20 protein-coding genes are annotated in these 23,674 nt (G+C 42.8%); 16 read left to right on the top strand and 4 right to left on the bottom strand.

What is annotated here, in order from left to right; translation table 11 throughout:
- Positions 1–446 precede the first annotated feature (446 nt).
- Both nfuA and KZA12_RS12770 read left to right on the top strand, forming a co-directional pair.
- Entirely contained in the window at positions 447–1,136 is a 690-nt protein-coding gene (gene nfuA / locus KZA12_RS12775; RefSeq protein WP_227677342.1) for a Fe-S biogenesis protein NfuA, read from the top strand.
- A gap of 241 nt (positions 1,137–1,377) precedes the next feature.
- The gene (locus KZA12_RS12770; RefSeq protein WP_218690485.1) at positions 1,378–2,709 is read left to right on the top strand and encodes an O-acetylhomoserine aminocarboxypropyltransferase/cysteine synthase family protein; all 1,332 of its coding nucleotides are present in this window, start codon (positions 1,378–1,380) and stop codon (positions 2,707–2,709) included.
- Between the two features lie 253 nt (positions 2,710–2,962).
- On the opposite strand, the gene KZA12_RS12765 is transcribed toward KZA12_RS12770, so the two are convergent.
- The gene (locus KZA12_RS12765) at positions 2,963–3,985 is read right to left on the bottom strand and encodes an adenosine kinase (protein ID WP_201624363.1); all 1,023 of its coding nucleotides are present in this window, start codon (positions 3,983–3,985) and stop codon (positions 2,963–2,965) included.
- A gap of 105 nt (positions 3,986–4,090) precedes the next feature.
- Positions 4,091–5,098 (bottom strand): 16S rRNA (cytidine(1402)-2'-O)-methyltransferase, encoded by a 1,008-nt coding sequence (gene rsmI / locus KZA12_RS12760; RefSeq protein WP_218690484.1) that lies wholly within the window; start codon positions 5,096–5,098, stop codon positions 4,091–4,093.
- Positions 5,099–5,281: 183 nt separating this feature from the next.
- Here rsmI and KZA12_RS12755 point away from each other — a divergent pair, with 183 nt between their 5' ends.
- The 9 genes from KZA12_RS12755 (at position 5,282) to KZA12_RS12715 (ending at position 14,293) form a co-directional block, all read left to right on the top strand.
- On the top strand, positions 5,282–5,854 hold the full coding sequence (locus KZA12_RS12755) for a YraN family protein (RefSeq protein ID WP_218690483.1): 573 nt from the start codon (positions 5,282–5,284) through the stop codon (positions 5,852–5,854).
- Positions 5,855–6,140: 286 nt separating this feature from the next.
- A complete protein-coding gene (locus KZA12_RS12750; protein ID WP_218690482.1) occupies positions 6,141–6,932 on the top strand; it encodes a BON domain-containing protein in 792 nt (263 codons plus the stop codon).
- Positions 6,933–7,206: 274 nt separating this feature from the next.
- Positions 7,207–8,202: an alpha/beta hydrolase gene (locus KZA12_RS12745; RefSeq protein ID WP_218690481.1), complete on the top strand. Its 996-nt coding sequence runs from the start codon at positions 7,207–7,209 to the stop codon at positions 8,200–8,202.
- A gap of 207 nt (positions 8,203–8,409) precedes the next feature.
- Entirely contained in the window at positions 8,410–8,661 is a 252-nt protein-coding gene (locus KZA12_RS12740) for a BolA family protein (protein WP_306301027.1), read from the top strand.
- A gap of 68 nt (positions 8,662–8,729) precedes the next feature.
- A complete protein-coding gene (gene murA / locus KZA12_RS12735; protein WP_201623255.1) occupies positions 8,730–9,998 on the top strand; it encodes a UDP-N-acetylglucosamine 1-carboxyvinyltransferase in 1,269 nt (422 codons plus the stop codon).
- A 246-nt stretch (positions 9,999–10,244) separates the two neighbouring features.
- Positions 10,245–10,970, top strand: a complete 726-nt coding sequence (hisG, locus tag KZA12_RS12730) for an ATP phosphoribosyltransferase (protein ID WP_227677253.1) — start codon at positions 10,245–10,247, stop codon at positions 10,968–10,970.
- Between the two features lie 244 nt (positions 10,971–11,214).
- Positions 11,215–12,507 (top strand): histidinol dehydrogenase, encoded by a 1,293-nt coding sequence (gene hisD / locus KZA12_RS12725; protein WP_218690480.1) that lies wholly within the window; start codon positions 11,215–11,217, stop codon positions 12,505–12,507.
- A gap of 172 nt (positions 12,508–12,679) precedes the next feature.
- Entirely contained in the window at positions 12,680–13,807 is a 1,128-nt protein-coding gene (gene hisC / locus KZA12_RS12720) for a histidinol-phosphate transaminase (protein ID WP_218690479.1), read from the top strand.
- Positions 13,808–13,813: 6 nt separating this feature from the next.
- Positions 13,814–14,293, top strand: coding sequence for a DUF523 domain-containing protein (locus KZA12_RS12715; RefSeq protein WP_218690478.1), 480 nt, complete (start codon positions 13,814–13,816; stop codon positions 14,291–14,293).
- Between the two features lie 91 nt (positions 14,294–14,384).
- On the opposite strand, the gene KZA12_RS12710 is transcribed toward KZA12_RS12715, so the two are convergent.
- Both KZA12_RS12710 and KZA12_RS12705 read right to left on the bottom strand, forming a co-directional pair.
- Positions 14,385–16,217 (bottom strand): anthranilate synthase component I family protein, encoded by a 1,833-nt coding sequence (locus KZA12_RS12710; protein ID WP_218690477.1) that lies wholly within the window; start codon positions 16,215–16,217, stop codon positions 14,385–14,387.
- Between the two features lie 3 nt (positions 16,218–16,220).
- Positions 16,221–17,459 (bottom strand): beta-ketoacyl-ACP synthase II, encoded by a 1,239-nt coding sequence (locus KZA12_RS12705; protein ID WP_201623260.1) that lies wholly within the window; start codon positions 17,457–17,459, stop codon positions 16,221–16,223.
- A gap of 602 nt (positions 17,460–18,061) precedes the next feature.
- Between KZA12_RS12705 and KZA12_RS12700 the strand changes: the two genes are divergently transcribed.
- From KZA12_RS12700 to KZA12_RS12680, 5 genes are all read left to right on the top strand, one after another.
- A complete protein-coding gene (locus tag KZA12_RS12700) occupies positions 18,062–19,378 on the top strand; it encodes an EcsC family protein (RefSeq protein ID WP_218690476.1) in 1,317 nt (438 codons plus the stop codon).
- A gap of 343 nt (positions 19,379–19,721) precedes the next feature.
- Positions 19,722–20,096, top strand: coding sequence for a 30S ribosomal protein S12 (gene rpsL / locus KZA12_RS12695; protein ID WP_201570224.1), 375 nt, complete (start codon positions 19,722–19,724; stop codon positions 20,094–20,096).
- Between the two features lie 206 nt (positions 20,097–20,302).
- The gene (gene rpsG, locus KZA12_RS12690; protein WP_201623262.1) at positions 20,303–20,776 is read left to right on the top strand and encodes a 30S ribosomal protein S7; all 474 of its coding nucleotides are present in this window, start codon (positions 20,303–20,305) and stop codon (positions 20,774–20,776) included.
- 428 nt (positions 20,777–21,204) lie between these two features.
- Positions 21,205–23,331 carry an elongation factor G gene (gene fusA, locus KZA12_RS12685; RefSeq protein ID WP_201623263.1) on the top strand — a complete coding sequence of 709 codons (2,127 nt, stop codon included), beginning with the start codon at positions 21,205–21,207 and terminating at the stop codon, positions 23,329–23,331.
- A gap of 237 nt (positions 23,332–23,568) precedes the next feature.
- Positions 23,569–23,674, top strand: a 106-nt coding sequence (locus KZA12_RS12680) for a GTP-binding protein (protein WP_227686815.1), incomplete at its 3' end; no start/stop codon positions are given.

Genomic DNA, 23,674 nt, shown 5'->3' with positions numbered 1-23,674 from the left:
TAAGCATAAATTCAGTTAGGGTATTAGGCGCTAGCTAAGCTATTAAAATAGTTAGTGTAAACATTATTAACAGCTGATATAAGACGATGGTTGATAATCGACGAGCTGACCTTAATATAGATACTAAGATGTAGCTACTAATAGATAGATACTAGCAGCCCTTAGTCGCCATCATAAGAAAAATCAAAGTTACCTATAAGTAGAAGATAACTTTAAATCACAGTAGGGCAGTCGGAATTAGCTACTGTTTGCGTTATAATAGACCCTATACCTCGCTAGCAGTTATTGTCAAATTCCTATAACTATAAAGTTTACTGCTAGATAGCTTGGCTGATAGCCATGACCAATTTCATTTTTTGCAAATTTCTGACACCGTTGCTTTTATAAGCTAGGTTTAGCTATTAAACCCTGATGTCTCAACACCTACAACTCAATGAGAGCCAATTATGAGTGAACAGACCCCAACCGATATCGCACCTGCTGACAGCCAAGCAACAGAATATGAGTCAGCATTAGACACTGAGCAAACTGAGACTAAAAGTAATATTACTATTACTGAATCCGCTCAAGCCTACTTAGCTGATTTGCTATCGAAGCAAGATACTGACGGTATTGGTGTGCGTATCTTCGTTGAGCATCCAGGTACACCGCGTGCCGAATGTTGTATGGCTTACAATCAGCCGGGCGAAGAAGACAGCGCTGATTTAAAGTTTAGCTATGACAATTTTGCCGCCTTTATTGAAGCGTCTTCAGTACCTTATCTAGAAGATGCGGTAATTGATTATAATAAAGACCGTTTCGGTGGTCAGCTGACCTTCCGTGCCCCCAATTCAAAAGTACCAAAAGTTGGTGCTGATGCTAGTGTTGAAGAGCGCATCAACTATGTGTTGCAATCGGAGATTAATCCTGGCTTAGCGGCACATGGTGGTATGGTTGATTTAATAGAGCTTATTGAAGAAGAAGGTATTGGCCTTACTGCGGTATTGAAATTCGGTGGTGGTTGTCAAGGTTGTTCAGCGGTTGACATGACTTTACGTCAAGGTGTTGAAGTACAGCTTAAGCAGCAAATACCAGAGTTAACTCAAGTTATTGACGAGACTGACCATACTAGTACTGAGAATGCTTACTATAAATAAAAAATATCAATAATGCTCTGCTAATATCCAAAGATTGCTTATTCATAAAAGTCATTAGTTGATTAAAAAATTGCTATTCTATTCATAACGAAGCTGGGTTACTATTAACTCAGCTTTTTTTATGGCGAGGGGTTTATTAATAAGTGTTTTAAGCAAAGTGTCATTAATAAACACGGATAATAAATACTATTAATAAACTCTATAGCCATTTTTAATTTTATTTTTTAACAAGGAGTTAGTTATGAGTAATAAGCAGGAGCCAGTAAAAAATCAATTAGAAACTAAGCCGCGTCTAGAAACTTTAGCGATTCATGCTGGGTATAGTGTGGAACCTACCACTAAAGCAGTAGCGGTACCCATTTATCACACTAGCTCTTATGCGTTCGATAACACCCAGCATGGGGCTGACTTATTTGATCTAAAAGTCGCAGGTAATATCTATACTCGTATTATGAACCCTACTAATGCGGTATTAGAGGAGCGAGTAGCCGCCTTAGAGGGTGGTCTTGGCGGTCTTGCTGTAGCATCGGGTATGGCTGCTATCACTTATGCCGTGCAGACTATTTGCGAGATGGGCGATAACATCATTGCAGTATCAACGCTTTATGGGGGTACTTACAATCTATTTGCTCACACCTTGCCACGCCAAGGTATTGAAGTGCGTTTCTTCGACTATAACAATCCTGAGGCTATTCGGGATTTGATCGATGACAAAACCAAAATGGTCTTTGCTGAGAGTATCGGTAATCCTTTAGGTAATATCGTTGATATCCAAGCACTAAGTGACATCGCTCATGAATATGGGGTGCCAGTAGTTATAGATAATACGGTTGCTACTCCAGCACTGTGTCGTCCATTTGAGTTTGGCGCTGATATCGTGATTCATTCGTTGACTAAGTATATGAGCGGTACGGGCACTTCCATTGGGGGCGCTATTGTTGATAGTGGCACTTTCCCTTGGGGTGACTATCCTGAACGCTTTCCACTACTAAATACTCCTGACGCTAGCTATCATGGGGTGAACTTCGTCAAAGATGTTGGTGCAGCTGCCTTTATTGCGCGGGCACGTGTAGCCCCATTACGTAACACTGGCGCCGCTTTGAGTCCACTCAATGCCTTTGGTATTTTGCAAGGTATTGAAACTTTGAGCTTACGCATGGAGCGTCATGTACAGAATGCGCAAGCGGTCGCTGAGTATTTGCGTGATCATGATAAAGTAGCTTGGGTAAAATACGCCGGCTTAGCCGATCATCCTGATCATGAGTTGGCCAACCAGTATATGAAAGGCACACCATCAGCGATTCTAACTTTTGGCGTCCGAAATAGTGGAGAAGGAAGTGGCAGCGAGGCAGGAGCACGCTTTATTGATGCTTTGCAATTAATCACGCGCTTAGTCAATATTGGTGATGCTAAGTCACTAGCTTGTCATCCGGCCTCTACTACTCATCGTCAGCTTAATGGTCAAGAGCTCGAGCAAGCAGGGGTTAGTGAAGATATGGTGCGCTTGTCTATTGGTATCGAGCATATCGAGGATATCAAAGCAGATTTGGCTCAAGCTTTAGCTTGTGCTTAATTCGAAGAAGTTGGCTTGATTACTAGCTAAGCTTAGCTAAGCTTAGCTTAGTTTAGCTTAATGGCTGGGTTGGTTTAATTGCTGGACTAGCTTAATGAATAAGCAACAGCTAGCCAGCTATCAAGCAAACCATTGGCAAATAAAAACCCATAGCGCAGCTATAACAGCGCTATGGGTTTTTTGTCTTAATCAGTGTCAGAATTTTGCTCAGTGACTCATTTTTAATAGTTCTTCACAGCGTCTGACAGTAGTTTTAGACAGTCAGTACTCTACGGGCGATGTCTTTGTAGCGTTGTGACTCTAGACGTGGGCCGAACTGCTGAATAATTTGTGCAGAAACTTCGCCGGCAAGGTGACCACATTCTGGCAGAGTATATTGCTGAGCTAAAGCATATAAAAATGCGCCAGCATAGTTATCGCCTGCACCATTAGTATCGATAACATCAGCGACTTTAGGGGTAGCGACTTCATGAATGATAATCTCGCCTTCATCATCTTCAGCTCTATGAGCGATAATAGTGCTGTTAGCCCCATCAGTGACCACAGCAGTCTGGCAATAATCGAGCAATGCTCGTGCTGCGGCTTTTAATTGCTTTTTCTCAGTGAATAGGCGCGCCTCTTCACTATTGCAAAATATCACTGATACTTTATTGCCAAGCATATTGAGCAAGCCTTCTTTGGCAAACTTTACCACTGCAGGATCAGCAAAACTTACTGCGATTTTGGTGCCGTGGATACCCGCTTGTTGGCGCAGTTTAATCATCGCCGGCTGGATACTTTCTGACATTGCTAAGTAGCCTTCTAGATATAACCATTCGGCATCGATCAAAGCTTCAAAGTTAATATTATCTTCGCTAATCTCACTTGAAGTACCTAGGTAAGTCTGCATAGTGCGTTCGCCATCATCGGTGATTGCTACTACACAAGTACCTGTGACGCCACCAGCATGAATCGACTGCTCTGAGGTAGTTACGCCTGCTTGATTTAAGTCCTGCAAATAAAACTTGCCCGGCTCATCATCGCCGACTCGGCAAGCATAAAACGGCTTGCCGCCTAAGCTGGCGTAAGTGAACATAGTATTAGCAGCAGACCCACCACCAGCTTGTTTAGCTGACTTAATATCTGCTAGCGCCAAAAACGCTAACAGCTCCTGCTGCTCTGCAAGCTCCGCTAAAGTCATATTGCCCTTAGTTAAACCAGTATCCTCTAAGGCGGCGTCTGATAATACATACTCATGATCAACTAACGCATTACCTACTGCCATTACGTCGTACATAACTACTCCCTTTGGCTGAAATATTGAAAATAAATATTAATGAAATGGTTAAAAAAGGCTAACACCTATCTACAGTTATTAGTCAGTTACTGGTGCTAAGGTTTTTTATTGTTGTAAGGTTAACAAACGCTGATACAGGGCGTTCTTTTTGACTCCAGTAATATCAGCAGCTAAGGCCGCGGCTTTTTTGACTGACAAGTCTTCTAATAGACGTTTTAACAACGCATCATGAACACTTAAGTCGTCATCATCGGCGGCGACATTATTACCAGCCACGACGATTACCATCTCCCCACGTTGCTGATTTTCATCGGCTTTGACGAACTCTATCAGCGCCTCAAGGGTACTTTTATGTACAGTTTCAAAAGTCTTAGTCAGTTCGCGACAGAATGTCACTTGGCGCTCACCACCGAATACGGTGGCCATATCCTGCAAACTGGCAATAATACGATGCGGCGCTTCATAGAATATTAGAGTTTCAGTAGCGGACTTTAAGGCGTCTAGCTGTTTTTGACGACCGTGAGTCTTAGCGGGCAAAAAGCCAATAAAGCTAAAGCGATCAGAGGGCAGGCCAGCTACTGACAAGGCACCGATAGCCGCTGATGCGCCTACTACTGGTGATACGGCGACTCCTGCTGCGTGTGCGGCTTGTACCAACTGATAGCCAGGATCGCTGACTAAAGGTGTGCCGGCATCACTAATTAGTGCCACTGAATGACCTTGTTGAATCATCTCAATTATTTTTGGGGTTTGAATCGCACTATTATGTTCGTGGTAGGCCCATAATTTATTATGACCTTTTTTATTAGATGCTTCCTCTTTAGCTGCACCATTATCTGGCGGCATTAAAGAGTCTGATGAATGGTTATCAGGGATACTGCTATTGTTCTGACTGAGCGTTTGGTCGGCACTGTTGTCTGTATTAGAGTCTTTATTAGACTTAGTGTCTATACCAAAATGCGCTAACAGTCGGCCAGAAGTACGAGTATCTTCACAAGCAATAATAGCCACTTGTTTGAGGGTATCCACCGCGCGTGCTGTCATATCGCCAAGGTTGCCAATCGGCGTGGCGACAATATATAGACAAGCTGGCATTTTGGTGGGAGCAGACATAAAAACCTCTTAAGCTTTATTTAGAATAGCTAAATATTAAGTAGAAAAAAAGGTTAGTTTACCATGTTGTGCTATGATAATTCTGCATTGAGCGTTTGTTAAACGGTTATAAATACTATTAGTGAGTTAACAAATCGGCTCTAATTATACTTCTGTTTATTTATACGGTTGTGAGCCCCTTATATGACTAACGATAATAGGACAAGCACCTACAAAACTAAAGCTAGCTCTAAAAGTAGCCATACAGACAAGACGGTTAAAACTAATAATGCTAAAAATATTACTAATAAAAGGCTTACTACCAAAGACAGTGAGCCAAGGAAACAAGCTCAACGTCCTTTATTAGCCACTTCACCTAAGCAGCTGCAAGGTAACTATTATGAGCAGCTGGCTTGTGAGTTTTTACAGCGACAGGGTCTAACCCTAGTAGCAAAGAATTGGCAGCAGCCAAAAGTAGGGGAGCTGGACTTAGTGATGTTACAGCTAGGACCAAAAAGACCGACATTAGTGTTTGTCGAAGTTAGGCAGCGTCAACGCTCAAACTTTGGTGATGCTGCCTTAAGCGTTACTGCACGCAAACAGGCCAAAGTTATAAAAACCGCTCAGTACTTTTTACAACAGTATCCTCATTACGCTGACTATGAGTGTCGGTTTGATGTCGTGGTTTATGATATAGATAAAGGGCTAAGTACTCAAAAACAGCCTAATTGTCAGCCGAATTGGTTGATAAGTGCGTTCGTGGCTCAAGCTTGGTAACGTCCTATCATAAGTTAGTGTCAATTTATAATGCTTACTACTTTATAATGAACCGTAATGTGGCAGATAGCTTCTTTAACAGAGCTGTTTTGAAGTCGCCACCTATTTGAAGTCGTCACCGACAGACAGTAACCAATAAGGTATCGTTACCAAAAACCTAACGGCCAGCAGTGAAAATTAAGTAAAGTAGCGTTACGTTAAACCGCATATTTTAGATGAAAACCGCATTAGACCTTTAATAGCACTCAACAATCAACTTTAACCACCCTATTTTATGAGGCAGATAATGACAAGGATACATCGGTCCAAAAACCTTATCTCGTCACACCGAGCTATGATCGGTGTCATGGCCATAACGGCTATAATCAGTACTGGCTGTACTACTAATTATTTGACCAGTAGTGCGCAAGGTACTTATGGGGTGCCAGTGACCGAACGTACTATTCCCCAGCGATTACTTGATCGTAGTATTGAGCATACGGCCAAGATCAATGTTTATGCTTTAGATCAAAACCTACAACAGAACAGCCGTATAAGTTTTAATAGCTTTTATAGTGAAGTATTGCTCAGTGGTGAAGTGCCTAGTGAGACAATCAAAGCCCAAGTAGAGCAAGTGATTAGCTCTATGCCAGATGTGCGCCGCGTTTATAATGAGCTTAGCGTTGGCGTGGCTCGTGGCTACAGCGCTACGGTGCAAGATGGTTATATTAGCTCTAAGCTAACTGCCAAGGCATTCGCTAGTGATAAGATAAAATCTTCTCAAATCAAAACCGTAACTAATAATGGTGTGGTTTATGTGATGGGACGAATGACACCCACTCAGCAAAGTCTGTTAATCGATGTGGCTAATGATACTGCTGGTGTCACGGAGTTAGTGTTATTGACTACTTTAGTCAATGATAATGGCGCATCGATCAGCGATGAAGATATCATGTATGAGCGCAATTTGAACCCGACTGCTGAGGCCGCAGCGCTGCCAAACAATGCTCCTGTGGTTGCTCCGCTTCCAGCTATTAGAAGCAGTAGCGCTGTGCAAGGCTCATCTAGCCCTTATATTGATTTGTATAAGGATCCATAGCTTATTGATAGGCTGTCATTCGCTGTTGTATTAAGTAGTGCTATTTTTTATTTTTCTTTGCTCACAATCGTTAATAGGTTGTATAACAATGTTTCTATCCTTGGTCTAGGTTTAGCTATTCTTCACAATAAGCCCTAATAGATGTAACAGTAAAAATACGGCAAATATTAAACTAACGACTAAGATAATAATCAGATAGAAACAATGAGCAATAGAGTCCTAACTGGTCGAATTAATAGCGACTAAGCACTCAATACAACAGGGATACTTAATAATGAAGGATTCAGATCAAGCATCAGCAGTATCAAATAATGAGTCATTGAATAGTGATAATGCTGATATACCTATTGCTAAAGTACGCGTCCTCAAGCTGGCTAGTATAGGGGTGAGTGCTGCCATAGCTTTAGGGGGGTTAGCTATCGCCACTCAGCAGGCACAAGCGCTATCGGCATTAGGTATCGTCAATGGTATCTCATCTAGTGGTGGTGTGGGTGTCAGTAAAGATATCGCTTATGGTGAGTCTAAGCTGCAAAACTTAGATATTTATTATCCAAAACCATTAGCGAAAGCGATGCAGGCACAGCATGCCATTAATGATAGCTATCCTATGGTAGTGTTCGTCCATGGCGGCTCATGGGAGAACGGTAACAAAGAGGATTATGCCTTTGTTGGTCAAAGCTTTGCGCAGGCAGGTTATGTCACGGCTGTAATCAATTATCGTAAAGCGCCGGAGCATGTTTACCCTGATTTTGTGCAAGATACTGCTAAAGCTATCGCTTGGAGTCATGATAATGCTACTAAGTTCCACGCTGATCCTAAGCGTCTGGCGGTAGTTGGACACTCAGCGGGCGCTTTTAATGCCATAGCAGCAATATCTGACGAAGATTTTTTGGCCCCTTATGGGCTTAGGGCTACTGATATTAAGGCAGTAGTCGGTATTGCTGGCCCTTATAGCTATGATTTCCGTCAATATGGTGGCACTAGTGCGTTCGCTGCTGATGCTACCCCAGATCAGGTGATGCCTGATCGACATATAAAAGGCTCGCAGCCTCCTTATCTACTGCTTACGGCGGAAAAAGATAAGATTGTCTATGATACTAATACTATTAAAATGACCAAGGCACTTAAGGACTACGGAGTAACTGTTGAAACCGGTGTGATCAAAGGAGCCAGTCATGCTACTAGCATCGGCGCGATGGCTGCTCCTTTTCGTTGGGTCAATGATGTGCGCGCGCAAGTATTAACTTATTTAGACAAAGAGCTCAACTAAGCTACGCTGAGGTTGCGTAAGTAGATGGCGACAGACAGTGCTGTAAGATAGTCAAACTCTTGTTATAATGTCGCCATTCTAAATATATTTTTTAATATTCTCACTATAGTATTTTTAATATTTTCACTATAGTGTTCACCCTATTTTTAAGCGGTTTTTTTAACTTGAGTTAAAAATAAACTTTCACCGCTGCAGACAGGATATTTTATGAGCATGAACGCTGACGATTTAATCGCATTTTTACAGCAGCATTATCCAGACGCTTTTATTGAAGCGGCTAATCAAGGTACTAAGTTCGATGTACGCGTAGTCGATGCCAGCTTCGAGGGCAAACGCTCAGTACAACGCCAACAAGCGGTCTATGCCTTAGTAAATGATAAGATTGCCAGTGGTGATATTCACGCACTAAACATTCAAGCCTTGACCCCTAGCGAGTGGGAAGTTCAACAGCAAAACTAAACACCTCGCCGCTACATTACTATTTTACTTATATCATTCCTTATCATTTTAATCAGGTTGTCACCCCTATGGATCAGTTTTTAATCACCGGCAGCAGTCGTATCGCAGGCGAAGTCAATATTTCAGGCGCCAAAAACGCCGCATTACCCTTACTTGCCGCTATGATATTGGCTGAAACCCCAACGACTTTGCATAACGTGCCGTCGTTACAAGATGTGCGTACTCTGATTAAATTGATTGGTGGCATGGGCATCGACATCGAAAAGCAAGAGTCTACGGTTACTTGCGACACTAAAAATATCGATAATTTTTATGCGCCTTATGACTTAGTCAAGACTATGCGGGCCTCTATCTTAGTGCTAGGGCCATTATTAGCTCGTTTTGGTGAAGCCGAAGTGTCACTACCTGGTGGCTGTGCCATTGGTTCACGCCCTGTAGATCAGCATCTCAAGGCCTTTGAAGCTATGGGTGCTGAGATTAGCGTAGAGAACGGTTATGTAAAAGCGCAAGCTCCTAAAGGTGGCAAGCTTATTGGCTGTAACTTCTCTTTTGACATGGTGACGGTTGGTGGTACTGAAAACGTCATCATGGCAGCAGCATTGGCCAAAGGCACTACAGTATTAGGCAATTGTGCTCTTGAACCAGAAGTCGTTGATTTGGCCAATATGCTCGTAGCTATGGGTGCTAAAATCAGCGGCATAGGCACAGCAACTATGACTATTGAAGGCGTTGAGCGTCTACATGGTTGTGAGTATTCTGTAGTACCTGATCGTATCGAGACTGGCTCATATCTGGCCGGCGCATTGATGACTCGCGGCGATGTAATTACCAAAAAGACTTCTTCTTTGTTATTGATTCCAGTATTAGAAAAATTTGAGTCGATGGGTGCGACGATCACTACAGGTGATGACTGGATTCGCGCTCAGATGACTGGACGTCCGCATGCCGTCGATATCCGTACCCAACCGCATCCAGGCTTTCCTACTGATATGCAAGCGCAGCTGATGGCTATTTCTTGCTTAGCGGATGGCACTAGTACTTTTATTGAGAATATCTTTGAAAACCGTTATATGCATGTTCCTGAACTGAATCGTTTGGGCGCTTCTATTCAAGTAGATGGTCATACGGCAGTGGTAAAAGGCGTTGAACACTTTACTGCAGCACCGGTAATGGCTACTGATCTACGGGCATCAATGTCACTAGTAATGGCTGCCGCTGCTGCTGAAGGCGAGAGTCTGATTGACCGTATTTATCATATCGATCGTGGCTACGAAGATGTTGAAAACAAACTACGCGCTTTAGGAGTCACTATCGAGCGTATCAATTCTAACGATTGATAATAATTAGCGTAATGGCGCGTTAAATAGCTAAGCTACTTCTAGTTAAGCGCTTGGCTATTTAAGTGCTTTATTAGTTAAATGCCTAATAGTTTAAACGCCTAGCTATTTAAATGCTTAGTGATCGGCAAAACACTGGTACTTGGCTATAAAAATATCCTCTTTGCAGTGCTATAGAAGTTAAACATCTAATTGATGAGATGGCGTCGGCAAGAGGTAATAACCGTAGATGGACAAACAGCCCTTATGACTGATAAAACTGAGACTGATAAAAGCAACTTTGAGCAAACGGCAAGCTTGCAAGATGATGCTTTACTAAATGAAGTGGATAGTGAATTCAACGGTTTGACTTTGGCTCTATCTAAAGGCCGTATTCTAGAAGAGACTATGCCTTTATTAAAGGCCGCTGGTATTGAGTTACTGGAGGATCCTTCTGCTTCACGTAAGCTTATCTTTCCGACTACTAATCCTAATGTACGAGTATTAATCTTGCGCGCTAGTGACGTGCCTACTTATGTAGAACATGCTGCTGCTGATTTTGGTGTAGCAGGCAAGGATGTACTTCTTGAGCATGGCGCTAATCACGTCTATGAGCTGCTAGACCTAAAAATTGCTCAATGCAAATTGATGACCGCAGGTATCAAAGGCGCAGTATTGCCGCAGCGTCGCCTACGTATCGCTACTAAATATGTCAATGTGGCCCGTGCTTATTTTGCCAGTCAAGGTCAGCAAGTGGATGTGATTAAGCTTTATGGCTCAATGGAACTAGCGCCGCTAGTAGGATTGGGTGATTTAATCGTCGATGTGGTCGATACAGGTAATACGTTAATTGCTAATGGCTTAGAGCCGCTCGATCATATCTGTGATGTTTCTTCGCGTTTAATCGTCAACCAAGTCAGTTACAAGCGTAAATTCGCTTTGCTTGAGCCTATCCTTGAGAGCTTTAAAGCTAGTATCGCTACAGTTGCTTAAGTGCAGGCTCAAAGCCATTATTGGTTTAGTGGCATGAGCTAGAAGTTATGATTGATGATATGAATCATGGCTATACAAAATTTCAAACCAGTTTATAGCTATAAATTAATATAGCATGATAGACTGGTTTTGTTGCGTCTGTCCCTAGCGAATATAGAGCCCAGTAAGGGTCAGCTCTCTAGCTTTTTTTAATTTGACGGCTTTGATAGCTTTATGAATTTTGGTTTTAACATAGGATTGCGTTATGCGTCAACTGAGTACCCAAGATAATGATTTTGAGCAGCAATTGTCTGCTCTATTAGCCTTCGAAACCGTCAATGATGCTGAGCTGTTAAAAACGGTCGACGATATCATTAATAGAGTTCGTCAGGATGGGGATAAAGCCGTATTGGCATTGACCCAGCAGTTTGATGAGCATCCAGCAACCTCGATGGCTGAGCTGGAGTTGAGCCAAGAGTCTTTGGCGCACGCATTTGCAGAGCTTGATGAGGATGTAAAACAGGCATTGACTACTGCCGCATCGCGAGTACAGAGTTTCCATGAGCGCCAAGTGCAAGAGAGCTGGCATTATGAGGACGAGCTAGGTAACCGTTTAGGTCAAAAAGTCACGCCCCTGGATCGAGTAGGTATTTATGTACCAGGAGGTTTAGCCTCTTATCCCTCTTCAGTATTAATGAACGCTATTCCTGCTAAAGTAGCTGGAGTTAAAGAAATAATAATGGTAGTGCCAGCGCCAGCAGGGGTACTCAATCCCTTAGTATTAGCCGCTGCGTATTTGTCCAAAGTGGATAGAGTGTTCACTATTGGTGGCGCACAAGCGGTCGCCGCTTTAGCTTATGGTACAGACACTATTCCAGCCGTAGATAAAGTCACTGGGCCAGGTAATAAATACGTAGCAGCAGCTAAACGAGCTGTCTTTGGCCAAGTAGGTATCGATATGATAGCGGGCCCTTCTGAAGTATTAGTCTATGCCGAAGGTGAAAGTGGCGATCGTGCGGATTGGTTAGCGATGGATCTGTTATCGCAAGCTGAGCATGATCGTATTGCCCAAGCTATTTTTGTCACTACTAGTGCCGAACAGTTGGCTGAAGTGGCTCTAGAGATTGAAAAAGCATTAGCTGAGTTACCTAAAGCTGATATCGCTCGTGATTCACTACAGAATCGTGGGGCATTAATTTTAGTTAAAGACCGCAGTGAAGGTATGGCGTTAATTAATCGTATCGCACCTGAGCATTTAGAGCTATCGGTAGATGAGCCTGATGAGCTGCTTGCTGATGTTCGTCATGCTGGTGCTATCTTTATGGGTCGACACACTCCTGAGGCTATCGGAGACTACTGTGCAGGTCCTAATCACGTGTTACCAACTTCGGGCACTGCCAGATTTTCCTCACCACTTGGGGTTTATGATTTTCAGAAAAAATCCTCAATCATCTATTGCACTGAGTCTGGTAGCAAACCTTTAGCCAAAATTGCGGATATTCTAGCGCAGAATGAAGACTTAGAGGCGCATGCGCGTTCCGCTCGTTATCGCTCTTAATAAAGGTCGCTCAAAGTATGAATGGCCAACTGCATAGCTAAAAACAGAGACAAAGCCCCAGACCTAACCACCCTTCTATAAAATCTGATGGATGGTAGAAGATGTCAATGAAGGCCTGTTATTTTCAGGGTTTATAGGACTTTAATCAATAGCGCAAATAATAGGATGATTTATGAGTGAATTGAGAATCGATGATAGACTTTGGTCAGCGAAAGCCCGTAATTTGTCACCTTACGTGCCTGGTGAGCAGCCACAGCATGATAATCTGTGCAAATTAAATACTAATGAGAATCCATTCCCACCTTCACCAACAGTAGCTGCGGCGATTAGCCAAGTGTTGGCTGATCAAGCGGATGAGCTGCGTCTATACCCAGCGCCTGAGTCTGATGACTTGCGTCAGGCATTGGCCCAGTGGTATCAGCTAGATAGTAATCAAGTATTCGTCGGTAATGGTTCAGATGAAGTGCTAGCGTTAGTGTTTGCCAGTTTCTTTATGAAGGAGCGTCCGGTACTAACCCCTGACATTAGCTATAGCTTTTATCCTGTTTATGCGCAGACTTTTGCTGTTGAGCTGGTAAAGATTGCTTTAGCAGCAGACTTTAGCGTTGACCCTGATAGTTATCGTCAGCCTTGCAGCGGTATTATCATTGCCAATCCTAATGCTCCAACCGGAATATTATTAGCGCTTGCTGATATTCGTAAGCTTGTCAGTGAACATCCTAATGCGGTAATAGTTATCGATGAAGCTTATATTGATTTTGCCGCTACTGATGATAACACTGCGGTCTCAGCCATAACCCTTATCAATGAGTTTGATAACTTGCTAGTGACTCAGACTTTTTCGAAGTCGCGTTCGCTTGCCGGTCTGCGAGTCGGTATGGCTTTTGGCAATTTATCGCTGATCGAAGCCTTAACCCGAATGAAAAACAGCTTTAACAGTTATCCGCTAGATAAGTTAGCACAAGCCGGTGCAAGAGCCAGTGTGTTAGACAGTGACTACTTTGAGCAAACCTGCCAAACTGTTATTAACTTGCGAGAGTCGTTGACCGCTGAGCTAACTGAGCTTGGTTATCAAGTGCTGCCATCACAAGCGAATTTTGTCTTTGTGCGTCCTAAGCAAGGTCACGCTAGTGAAGTAGCTAGCAAGCTACGTGAGCAAGGCATTATCGTCCGTCATTTTGATAAGCCACGTATCGAAGAGTATTTGCGTATTACTGTCGGCACTCAAGCACAACATGGGCGTTTGATTGCCGCATTGAGAGCTATGCAAGCTGTTGATTCTGTCGATATTAGCCAGTAGTCAGGCATGGTTGCTAATAACGCTAAAGAAGCTTTGCTAGTTAGTGCTTGCCTACTAGGTCAGCGCGTACGCTACGATGGTGGTCATGCGCAGCTGGCTGATAATGAGCTATTAACCCAGCTGCGTAGTAAGTTTACCGTTATTGCTATTTGTCCAGAAATACTAGGGGGCCTAGCAACGCCGCGTCCAGCTGCTGAGATTCAACAGCGCAGTGGTGGTATAGAAGTAGTCGATTGTGCTGGACAGTCAGTGAGTGCCGCTTTTATTAAGGGTGCCGAGCAAGCTAGTATCATAGCCCAACAGCAGCAAGTCACCCGGGCTTTACTAAAGTCAAAAAGCCCATCTTGCGGTCGTGGTTTGATCTATGATGGCAGCTTTACTAGTCAATTGTGCCAAGGCGATGGCATCACCGTCCAGCATTTACAGGCATTAGGTATTGAGGTTTATCACGAAGGTGAGATTGGCTTATTATTAGACGATAATTAGAGCCTAAGATGCCGTTTATAACTTTTGTTTTATAAGCCGAATACTAGGGCGCGCTGAAATTATTTAGCAGTAGTAGGTTTTTTAACCTAGTTTATTTATCTGCTAAAACAGCTAGCAAGTTACCCACTTTATCGAGACATTCTTGATACTCAGCAGCGTAGTCTGAGGCGACAGTAATACCACCACCCGCCCACAAGCTGACTTGTTTTTCCTCAGTTGCTATTTGACTCGCTTGCAAAGTACGTATCAGTACATTCCACTGGCCACTACCATCGAAGTTCATATAACCCATAGTGCCACAATAAGCCCCTCGAGCGTCCACTTCTAATTCGGCAATAATCTCCACCGCGCGCTTCTTTGGCGTGCCTGTAATAGATCCTGCTGGCAGGCTACCAAACAATACTGCTAAGGGATGGGCATCCTGTTTAAGCTCAGCACTAATGGTACTGACCATGTGATGGACATTACTAAAACTTTCTATAGCGAATAATTGCGGCACTTTTACGCTCCCAGTCTTAGCGTATTTGCCTAAGTCATTACGTAACAAATCGACGATCATCACGTTTTCGCTGCGATCTTTATCACTATCGATTAACTGCTGTTTTAGTAACATATCTTGTTCGGTAGTAGCGCCACGAGGTGCTGTACCTTTAATAGGCTTAGTAAGAATATAATTTTGCTGGGTTTGCGAGTCTTTTATAAAGGTAAAAAACAGCTCCGGTGAGCAGCTTAATAACTCAAAATCATTATTATCTATGGCAGCACTGGCGCTATTACTAAGCGCTAGATAACCGGCAAATGGCGCTTGCGTATTGCGTTGTAAAGCTGGTAAATAATCTAAAAGTGAGTTGTTTTTTTTAGCTGGTTTAGTAGAGTTTGCTGAAGTATCAGAGTTCTGCAACACAGTAGCATTTGCTAAAGCAGGAGAGGGGGTTACAACAGTCGCAGTGGTCACAAAGCTACCTTGCCAAACTTGGGTCAGATTAATCTGATAACAGTCACCTTGCTGCAGATAATGCTGAGTCTGCGCAAAGGCAGTTTGATAGTCACTTTTATGCCACTTCGCTGTTAAGAGTAATGGGCTAAGTTTTGCAGTATTTTGCGGTGCTGTTTGATTAGCAGATTCCATTGTAGTCAGCTGATTATCTAAATGCTGTAACGCATCGATAATAGTGTTTAACACTAAGTCAGTTGCTGGTTTATCAGTAACAGAAGCCGCAGGCCGAAAATTTAGCTGCCAGCCACTAGTACTTTTATCAAGGTAGGCATCAGTAGCGTTATTGATACTTTGGCTAATAGGGGTCAAATAAATATCATAATGTCCAAGCACCGCACAAGGCTGTGAGGGCTGTTGGCTAGCTAGCGCTGGGCTCAGCTCGGCGGCAGCGATATCATAACCGATAAAGCCAATCAATCCATGCTGATAGCTAGGTTTAGCAGTAAGCTGACTAATAGGATCGCATAAAAGGTGGTTGGGCTGATAGTTTTTATTGTAGTTATCACTGCTGTTATGATGATCACTGCTGTTCTCGTTCTCATTGCTGTTATGAGCGCTGCTGTAAGCAATCAGCACCTGTTGCCAGTCGGCATAACTCATATAGTCAGTAGCAAGGGTCTGCTCATCACGGCAGGTGGTTAGTACTTTATAGCGCTGGGTTTTGTCTTTATCGTCTTGCGGTAGGGTAGAAGGGTTTTGCTCAGTATCGAAATACACTGACCAACTGACTTTAGGTCGCAAACCAATGATTGGATGGCCGTCATTATTTAGCCAAACCAGTTGCCACTGAGCATCGGCATCTATGGCGGTCAGATGCTGCTGTAATGGCGGTAAAAGTTCTGCTGCTGACAAGCCAGCAAAACGCCATCGATTTACAATCGATGGCGTTTTTGTAGCAGATTCATTAGCACTAGCAAGTGTAGTCATTTATTAGGCATCAAATTTTTTGATAATTAGAGTGGCGTTAGTACCACCAAAGCCAAAGCTATTACTCATCAGCGTTTCAAGTTTGGCATCACGTTTTTCAGTGACAATGTCGAAACCTTCAGTAGCTGGATCTAAATTTTCGATATTGATACAAGGCGCTATAAAGCCTTCTTTTAGCATCAATAGACAGTATATCAGCTCTTGAGCGCCAACCGCACCTAAACTGTGACCAGTCATAGACTTAGTCGAGCTGATAGGGGGAACAGAGTCATTGCCTGCCGCGCCAAATACTTTAGCGATAGCCTTAAGTTCAGTGATGTCTCCTAAGGGCGTACTAGTACCGTGGCTATTGATGTAATCGACTGTATCTAGGCCTGCTTGATCTAAGGCTTGCTGCATGCAACGTACGGCGCCTTCACCGCTTGGAGCAACCATTTCAGCGCCATCAGAGGTCGCACCATAGCCAACAATTTCCGCTAAAATATTAGCGCCCCGAGCTTGGGCATGCTCTAAGCTCTCGACTACTACCATAGCGCCACCAGCGGCAATAATAAAGCCGTCGCGGTCTTTATCATAAGCGCGTGAGGACTGCTTAGGACTATCATTGTATTGAGTGCTCATCGCGCCCATAGCATCAAACATGCATGACTGCGTCCAATGCTCAGCTTCACTACCACCAGCTAGGACTACATCGGCTTTGCCCAACTGAATCAATTCAGCAGCATGGCCGATGCAATGAGTAGACGTAGCACAAGCAGAAGAGATCGAGTAGGAGGGGCCATGAATTTTTAGACCTGTTGCAAGCGCTGCTGATACCGAGCTGCTCATAGTCTTAGGGACGGCCATTGCTCCGACACCACGTAAGCCTTTTTCACGCATAGCATCGACAGCGATAACTACGCCTTCTGTGGAAGCGCCCCCTGAACCAGCGACTACCCCAACACGAGGGTTGCTATTGATAGTTTCTAATGACAGTCCAGACTGTTTGATTGCATCCAAAGCACAAACATAGGCATAAAGACTAGCATCACTAAAGAAGCGTTTCAGCTTACGATCAATGCCTGCAGTATCCAGCTCTGCTTTATCAACACTACCGCTTACCTGTGATTTAAAGCCATGCTCAGCATAAGACTCATTGAATACAATACCCGATTGCCCTTGCTGTAGGGCAGAGGTAACGGTTGCTAAATCATGTCCGATACAAGAAACAATCCCTGCTCCTGTGATAACCACTCTACGCATACTCTATTCCTTATGATGTTAAATGCTTATTTAAAATCTAATTTATAATAAGCAATGACTGTTAAGTCCATTTAATTTTATTGCAAAATATTTATTCAGTGTACAAGCATACCTTAATTGCAGCTATGATAGCTGATCAAACCTATAAAATCTTTGCTCAACGGTAAATTAATTTTAGAAAATATGTCACTCTCTAAATTAGCGTGGCTAAGTAAAAAGCTAAGACGGTAGCTAAGCAAAAAAACAAGCAAAAAACTAGGCCAGCTACTGATCCGAACTATTCTTTATTAATAATAGTGAAATCAGGGCTATTATCTGTAAATAAGTTATACCTTTAGATACAAACTTTATGACTGTAATAACATTGTTGACACTGACATCTTGTTCAAAACTTGGCTAAGATACCACTATAAATTATCGATAAAACTTGTTAATTATCAGCGAAGCTTGTTAGCGTTTGTTGTTAACATGCAAGGATGTAAAGTTTTTAGCAGCGAATTTTTGAACACTGAACTTGAAGCTGCGAATTTTTAAGCTTCGAATAATGCACTGATTATAATACTTCTAACTTTTATACATATTATTAACTTAAGGACACAACAATGGCAAAGCGTAGCGTACTTTCTAAAGGTATCAGTACAGTAGGTCATTTTACTCGTAATAATCTTGAGCGTGTAGGCTCTCTTATCGATAGTGCTAACGCCAAGACTGGTAAGCCACGCCAATATAAAGCTGTGAATTTAGGGGATGAAGATTATCAACAAGATCTATTTCGTGAGCAAACCCTAAAAGCCACACAACAGTTACTAGGAACTCGCTTTGCGACTTATGGTAAGTATGCCAAAAAAGTCGTCCCCAATAGCTTATTCCAATCAACTGTTGATGGCGCATTTTCGCAAGTAGCCAAATTAGCCTCTACTTGGAGTCAAATTGATTTACCAAACGAGCATCGTTTCGCCGATATTTCAAGCTTTGATGATGAGCAACGTTATGCACTAGCTACTGATATCGCTAATCAAAACCGAGCGCTGGCAACTCTAGGCGGCTTGACGGGTTTAGCTGGTTTGCCAGGACTATTAGCGGATACTTTATGGCTGTTATTAGTATCACTGCGTACGGTTTATCAGTTGGCGGCGGTCTATGACAAGCCCTTGACTGGTAAGCAAGGGGTTAAAATGGCCTATGAATTACTAGCGAATGCTGATTTAAGCAAAATGCAAGAGAAGCAAGCATTGTTAGCTGGGATCGGAGTCGGTAAAGGCTTATTACAAAATGCACAAACTAGTGGTCTGCACAGCGAGCTGAAAAACTTAGGTTTAAAGAATAAGAACGTCAACTTCTATGCCGAGCAAGTAGACAGCATCGCTAGTCAAGTTGGGATAGATTTGGATCAGATTAATTTATCGTGGATTCGTCGCTTGTTACCAGCTAGTGCGGTCATCGTCGGTATGCGTTATAACAGTCGTCTGATTGAAGAGGTTATCGGAGTAGCGCAAGCAACTTTTGCACCAGAGGCTAAGCTCGCTAATCGTGCCATCACTGACGATAGCGCTAGCGAAGCTGAAGTGAAAAAAGACGCAAGTACTGAGCCTAGCCAAGAAGATAAAAAGCCAGAAGATAAAAAGCCAGAAGTCAAAGATCAGAAGATGACAGAGCAAGCCGCTAGTCAGTCAGTTGATAAAGAAAAAGCTGCTGACAAATCGCAGGAAGCTGCTAGTAAAGAAAGCACTGATAAACAAAGTGCGAAAGTGGATAACAGCAAAAAAGACAGTACTGATAAAGAAAGTACTGATAAGGCTAGTGCTAAAAAAAGTGAAACTAATGCTGACAGTGCTGATAAATCCAAAAAGGACGACAAAGCGGATGTAGATACTGCTAAAAGTAACAGCGAACCACAGCCAGCAGAAGCAAAAAAGTAGCAGCAACTCGAAGTAACGCTAACTAACAGTGTTATTTAGTAGTTGAGACTATAACTATAAGTGGTGGTAATGACGGGGATTAACCCTTGAAAAACAAAACATTACCGCCATTTACTAGGAGCTCAAAGCAGTCACTGTATCGATTTACCAGCTAAAATGAACTTTATACACATCTTTCGGATGTTGTAAAGTACAAATAATGATAAATAGTTGAAATAGTAGTCACAAATCTTTATAATACATTGTCCTAAAAATGGGTACCCCTCAACTTCACGTATTATGTGTAGGAAAAGGTGGATTGACCCATTTTTTTGTTTTACACCCAACGGGAGACGGATGCCTTATGGCAACAACTAACCAATTAATTCGTAAGGGTCGCAAAACCATCAAGGAAAAGTCAAAAGTTCCTGCGTTGCAAGCGTGCCCACAGCGTCGCGGTGTATGTACTCGTGTATATACTACCACGCCTAAAAAACCTAACTCAGCCATGCGTAAAGTATGTCGTGTACGTTTGACTTCAGGCTATGAAGTTGCAAGCTACATCGGCGGCGAAGGTCATAACTTACAAGAGCACAGTGTTGTTCTTATTCGTGGTGGTCGTGTAAAAGATCTACCAGGTGTACGTTATCACACTGTTCGCGGTGCATTAGATTGTGCTGGTGTTAAAGACCGTAGACAAGGTCGTTCTAAATATGGTGCGAAGAAGCCTAAAGCATAATACTGATACTAGTATGCGCTTAGTTTCATTCGTACTACCCATTAACTGTGCATGGGATTGGTGTTGTTTCAAGACTCATATGCTGAGCTTATACCACATACCACCATGCAGTAAGGCTGACTGACAACTCACTACTACGCTCCATAAGTTAATAGCTGGTGTGAGATTGTGAATGTCAGACACTCCTGAAGACAAGGAAATTTATTATGCCAAGACGTCGCGTCGTAGCTACCCGTGAGATCCTACCGGATCCTAAGTTTGGTAGCCAAACCATCGCAAAATTCATCAACCACGTGATGAGCCATGGTAAAAAATCTACTGCTGAGCGTATCGTTTACGGTGCCCTAGAAACAGTAGCACAAAAGCGTAACATCGAAGATCCAGTAGCGTTCTTTGAAGAAGTGCTAGAAAACGTTCGCCCTATGGTTGAAGTAAAAGCTCGCCGTGTCGGTGGTGCTACCTATCAAGTACCAATGGAAGTACGCCCATCCCGTCGTACTGCCTTGGCTATGCGTTGGTTAGCTGAAGCTGCTGCAAAGCGTTCTGAAAAATCTATGGCATTGCGTTTAGCAGGCGAATTGAGTGATGCATCAGAAGGTAAAGGCAATGCTATGAAAAAGCGTGACGAAGTTCACCGCATGGCAGATGCTAACAAAGCATTCTCACATTATCGTTTCTAAGCTAGCTTAGAGATATAAGCATTTTTTGCAGTCAATAATTATCTGTGTTTAACAGTAATAGTTAATGATCATCTAATTGCTAAGCGTGGCTAACTGAATAATCAATTAGCCACGTTATTGTTTATTTACTCTACCGATTACTGCCAATATTTTTGATGCTAGCTAGGCTGTTACTATAGCCAGTTAGATATTTATTAGCGCTGGCAGCTATCTATCCCGACAGTATTACGACCCTTGTTTCACTGTCCGGTTATAAATTCTATAACTTTATATTCTTAACCTTTGCTTTTTATTGTCCGTATTAGGCTCATTAATAGTAGAACGCTAAAGCCAACTGCTGTTGCAGATGCCGCTTTTGTAGGATATAAAGTAGAGATACATCATACATTTATAATGTTTATGCAAACGACTTCCACTAGGAAAACACTATGGCTCGTATAACTCCCCTAAAGCGCTATCGCAATATTGGTATCTCAGCGCACATCGATGCTGGTAAAACCACTACTACTGAGCGTGTTTTGTTCTATACCGGTGTCAGCCACAAACTTGGTGAAGTGCATGATGGCGCAGCCACTATGGACTGGATGGAGCAAGAACAAGAGCGCGGTATTACTATTACTTCTGCTGCGACTACTTGCTTTTGGTCAGGTATGGCTAAACAGTTCCCTGAGCATCGCATCAACATCATTGACACCCCAGGCCACGTTGACTTCACGATTGAAGTTGAACGTTCTATGCGTGTTCTTGATGGCGCGTGTATGGTTTATTGTGCTGTGGGTGGTGTACAGCCACAGTCTGAAACAGTATGGCGTCAAGCAAACAAATACAAAGTTCCACGCTTAGCATTCATTAACAAAATGGATCGCGTTGGTGCGGATTTCTACCGTGTTGTAGAACAGATTAAAACCCGTCTAGGCGGCAAAGCAGTACCTTTGGTTATTCCAATTGGTAAAGAAGACGATTTCGAAGGTGTTGTTGACTTAGTTACCATGAAAGCCATCTATTGGGACGAAGCGTCGCAAGGTATGGAATACGAAGAGCGTGAAATTCCAGCAGAACTTCAAGAAAAAGCAGAAGAGTATCGTGAATACTTAGTAGAAAATGCTGCTGAAGCTAATGAAGAGTTGATGAATGAATACCTCGAAAATGGTGAATTGTCTGTAGAGCAAATCAACGCTGCTATTCGTCAATTGACTATTGATAACGAAATCATTCCATTGCTTTGTGGTACTGCCTTTAAAAACAAAGGTGTTCAAAAGATGTTGGATGCAGTTATTCAGTATCTACCAGCACCAATGGACGTACCTGCTATCAAAGGTATTCTTGATGACAAAGATGAGTCTGAAGGTTTCCGTGAAGCATCAGATGACGCACCTTTCTCAGCTTTAGCGTTCAAAATCATGAACGACAAGTTCGTTGGTAACTTAACCTTCGTTCGTGTTTATTCAGGCGTTATCAAGCAAGGTGGCAGCGTTTATAACCCAGTTAAAATGAAGCGTGAGCGCGTTGGCCGTATCGTACAGATGATGGCAAATGCTCAAGAAGAGCTTGCAGAAATTCGTACTGGTGATATCGCAGCCTTAGTAGGCATGAAAGATGTGACTACTGGTGATACTCTATGTGATGAAAGCAATGTTATCACCCTAGAGCGTATGGAATTTCCAGATCCAGTTATCAGCCTAGCGGTTGAACCTAAGACTAAAGCTGACCAAGAAAGAATGTCAATTGCTCTAGGTCGTTTGGCGAAAGAAGATCCATCGTTCCGTGTTCATACTGACGAAGAGTCTGGTCAGACTATCATCAGTGGTATGGGTGAGCTACATCTTGAGATCTTAGTAGATCGTATGAAACGCGAATTCAATGTTGAAGCTAACATTGGTGCGCCACAGGTTGCTTATCGTGAAACGATTCGTGACACTGTTGAACAAGAAGGCAAATTCGTTCGTCAGACTGGTGGTCGTGGTAAATTTGGTCATGTCTGGTTACGTCTTGAGCCTATGGATCCAGCGGGCGATGTTCTTTATGAATTCGCTGAAGAAGTGGTTGGTGGTACTGTACCAAAAGAATTCCATGGTGCGGTCGACAAAGGTATTCAAGAGCGCATGAAAAACGGCGTACTTGCTGGCTACCCAATCGTTGGCGTAAAAGCTACTTTGTATGACGGTTCTTACCATGACGTCGATTCGGATGAGCTATCATTTAAGATGGCTGGTTCTATCGCTTTCAGAAAAGGTTTCTTAGCGGCGAACCCTACGCTTCTTGAGCCAGTAATGAAAGTTGAAGTAGAAACTCCTGAAGATTACATGGGCGATATCATGGGCGATTTAAACCGTCGTCGTGGTATGGTTCAAGGCATGGAAGATCTACCTGGTGGCACTAAGCAGATCCGCGCAGAAGTACCATTAGCAGAAATGTTTGGTTATGCGACGCAAATGCGCTCAATGTCACAAGGCCGTGCTACTTATTCTATGGAATTCCAAAAGTACGCTGAAATTCCTAAGTCAGTTTCTGCTGAAATCATCGCTAAGTTCAACTCTAAAGATGATGACGAGTAAGTAATAAGTAGTTAAGAAACACCAGTTAAATAGGGCAGTATAGAGTTAATCTCTAGATTGCCCGCCTTAATTACCGCAATAATCCGTTAAAAGACTTGTTATTGGCTGTAATTTTCTTATAATATCTGCACATCGTATGTGCAAATTTTTAACATTTATCTTAATGTGGTCAGTATCGTCTTAACTCATGTACAAACATCCGTTAAGCACTGAACCCCAATAAAAGAGGAAATACTCATGGCAAAGGCCAAGTTTGAACGCAAAAAGCCACACGTCAACGTCGGTACTATTGGACACGTTGATCACGGCAAAACTACATTAACGGCTGCTATTGCAACTGTTG

The sequence above is a fragment of the Psychrobacter sp. BF1 genome, from assembly GCF_019279065.1.
GTDB classification, from domain to species: domain Bacteria; phylum Pseudomonadota; class Gammaproteobacteria; order Pseudomonadales; family Moraxellaceae; genus Psychrobacter; species Psychrobacter urativorans.
Note: the sequence above shows the minus strand (reverse complement) of the source record. Positions and strands in the feature narration are given on the sequence as shown.

Excerpts from the sequence above, each read along its gene's own strand:
- nfuA (WP_227677342.1), top strand. The coding sequence starts at position 447 with ATGAGTGAACAGACCCCAACCGATATCGCACCTGCTGACAGCCAAGCA.
- KZA12_RS12770 (WP_218690485.1), top strand. The coding sequence starts at position 1,378 with ATGAGTAATAAGCAGGAGCCAGTAAAAAATCAATTAGAAACTAAGCCG.
- KZA12_RS12765 (WP_201624363.1), bottom strand. The coding sequence starts at position 3,985 with ATGTACGACGTAATGGCAGTAGGTAATGCGTTAGTTGATCATGAGTAT.
- rsmI (WP_218690484.1), bottom strand. The coding sequence starts at position 5,098 with ATGTCTGCTCCCACCAAAATGCCAGCTTGTCTATATATTGTCGCCACG.
- KZA12_RS12755 (WP_218690483.1), top strand. The coding sequence starts at position 5,282 with ATGACTAACGATAATAGGACAAGCACCTACAAAACTAAAGCTAGCTCT.
- KZA12_RS12750 (WP_218690482.1), top strand. The coding sequence starts at position 6,141 with ATGACAAGGATACATCGGTCCAAAAACCTTATCTCGTCACACCGAGCT.
- KZA12_RS12745 (WP_218690481.1), top strand. The coding sequence starts at position 7,207 with ATGAAGGATTCAGATCAAGCATCAGCAGTATCAAATAATGAGTCATTG.
- KZA12_RS12740 (WP_306301027.1), top strand. The coding sequence starts at position 8,410 with ATGAGCATGAACGCTGACGATTTAATCGCATTTTTACAGCAGCATTAT.
- murA (WP_201623255.1), top strand. The coding sequence starts at position 8,730 with ATGGATCAGTTTTTAATCACCGGCAGCAGTCGTATCGCAGGCGAAGTC.
- hisG (WP_227677253.1), top strand. The coding sequence starts at position 10,245 with ATGACTGATAAAACTGAGACTGATAAAAGCAACTTTGAGCAAACGGCA.
- hisD (WP_218690480.1), top strand. The coding sequence starts at position 11,215 with ATGCGTCAACTGAGTACCCAAGATAATGATTTTGAGCAGCAATTGTCT.
- hisC (WP_218690479.1), top strand. The coding sequence starts at position 12,680 with ATGAGTGAATTGAGAATCGATGATAGACTTTGGTCAGCGAAAGCCCGT.
- KZA12_RS12715 (WP_218690478.1), top strand. The coding sequence starts at position 13,814 with ATGGTTGCTAATAACGCTAAAGAAGCTTTGCTAGTTAGTGCTTGCCTA.
- KZA12_RS12710 (WP_218690477.1), bottom strand. The coding sequence starts at position 16,217 with ATGACTACACTTGCTAGTGCTAATGAATCTGCTACAAAAACGCCATCG.
- KZA12_RS12705 (WP_201623260.1), bottom strand. The coding sequence starts at position 17,459 with ATGCGTAGAGTGGTTATCACAGGAGCAGGGATTGTTTCTTGTATCGGA.
- KZA12_RS12700 (WP_218690476.1), top strand. The coding sequence starts at position 18,062 with ATGGCAAAGCGTAGCGTACTTTCTAAAGGTATCAGTACAGTAGGTCAT.
- rpsL (WP_201570224.1), top strand. The coding sequence starts at position 19,722 with ATGGCAACAACTAACCAATTAATTCGTAAGGGTCGCAAAACCATCAAG.
- rpsG (WP_201623262.1), top strand. The coding sequence starts at position 20,303 with ATGCCAAGACGTCGCGTCGTAGCTACCCGTGAGATCCTACCGGATCCT.
- fusA (WP_201623263.1), top strand. The coding sequence starts at position 21,205 with ATGGCTCGTATAACTCCCCTAAAGCGCTATCGCAATATTGGTATCTCA.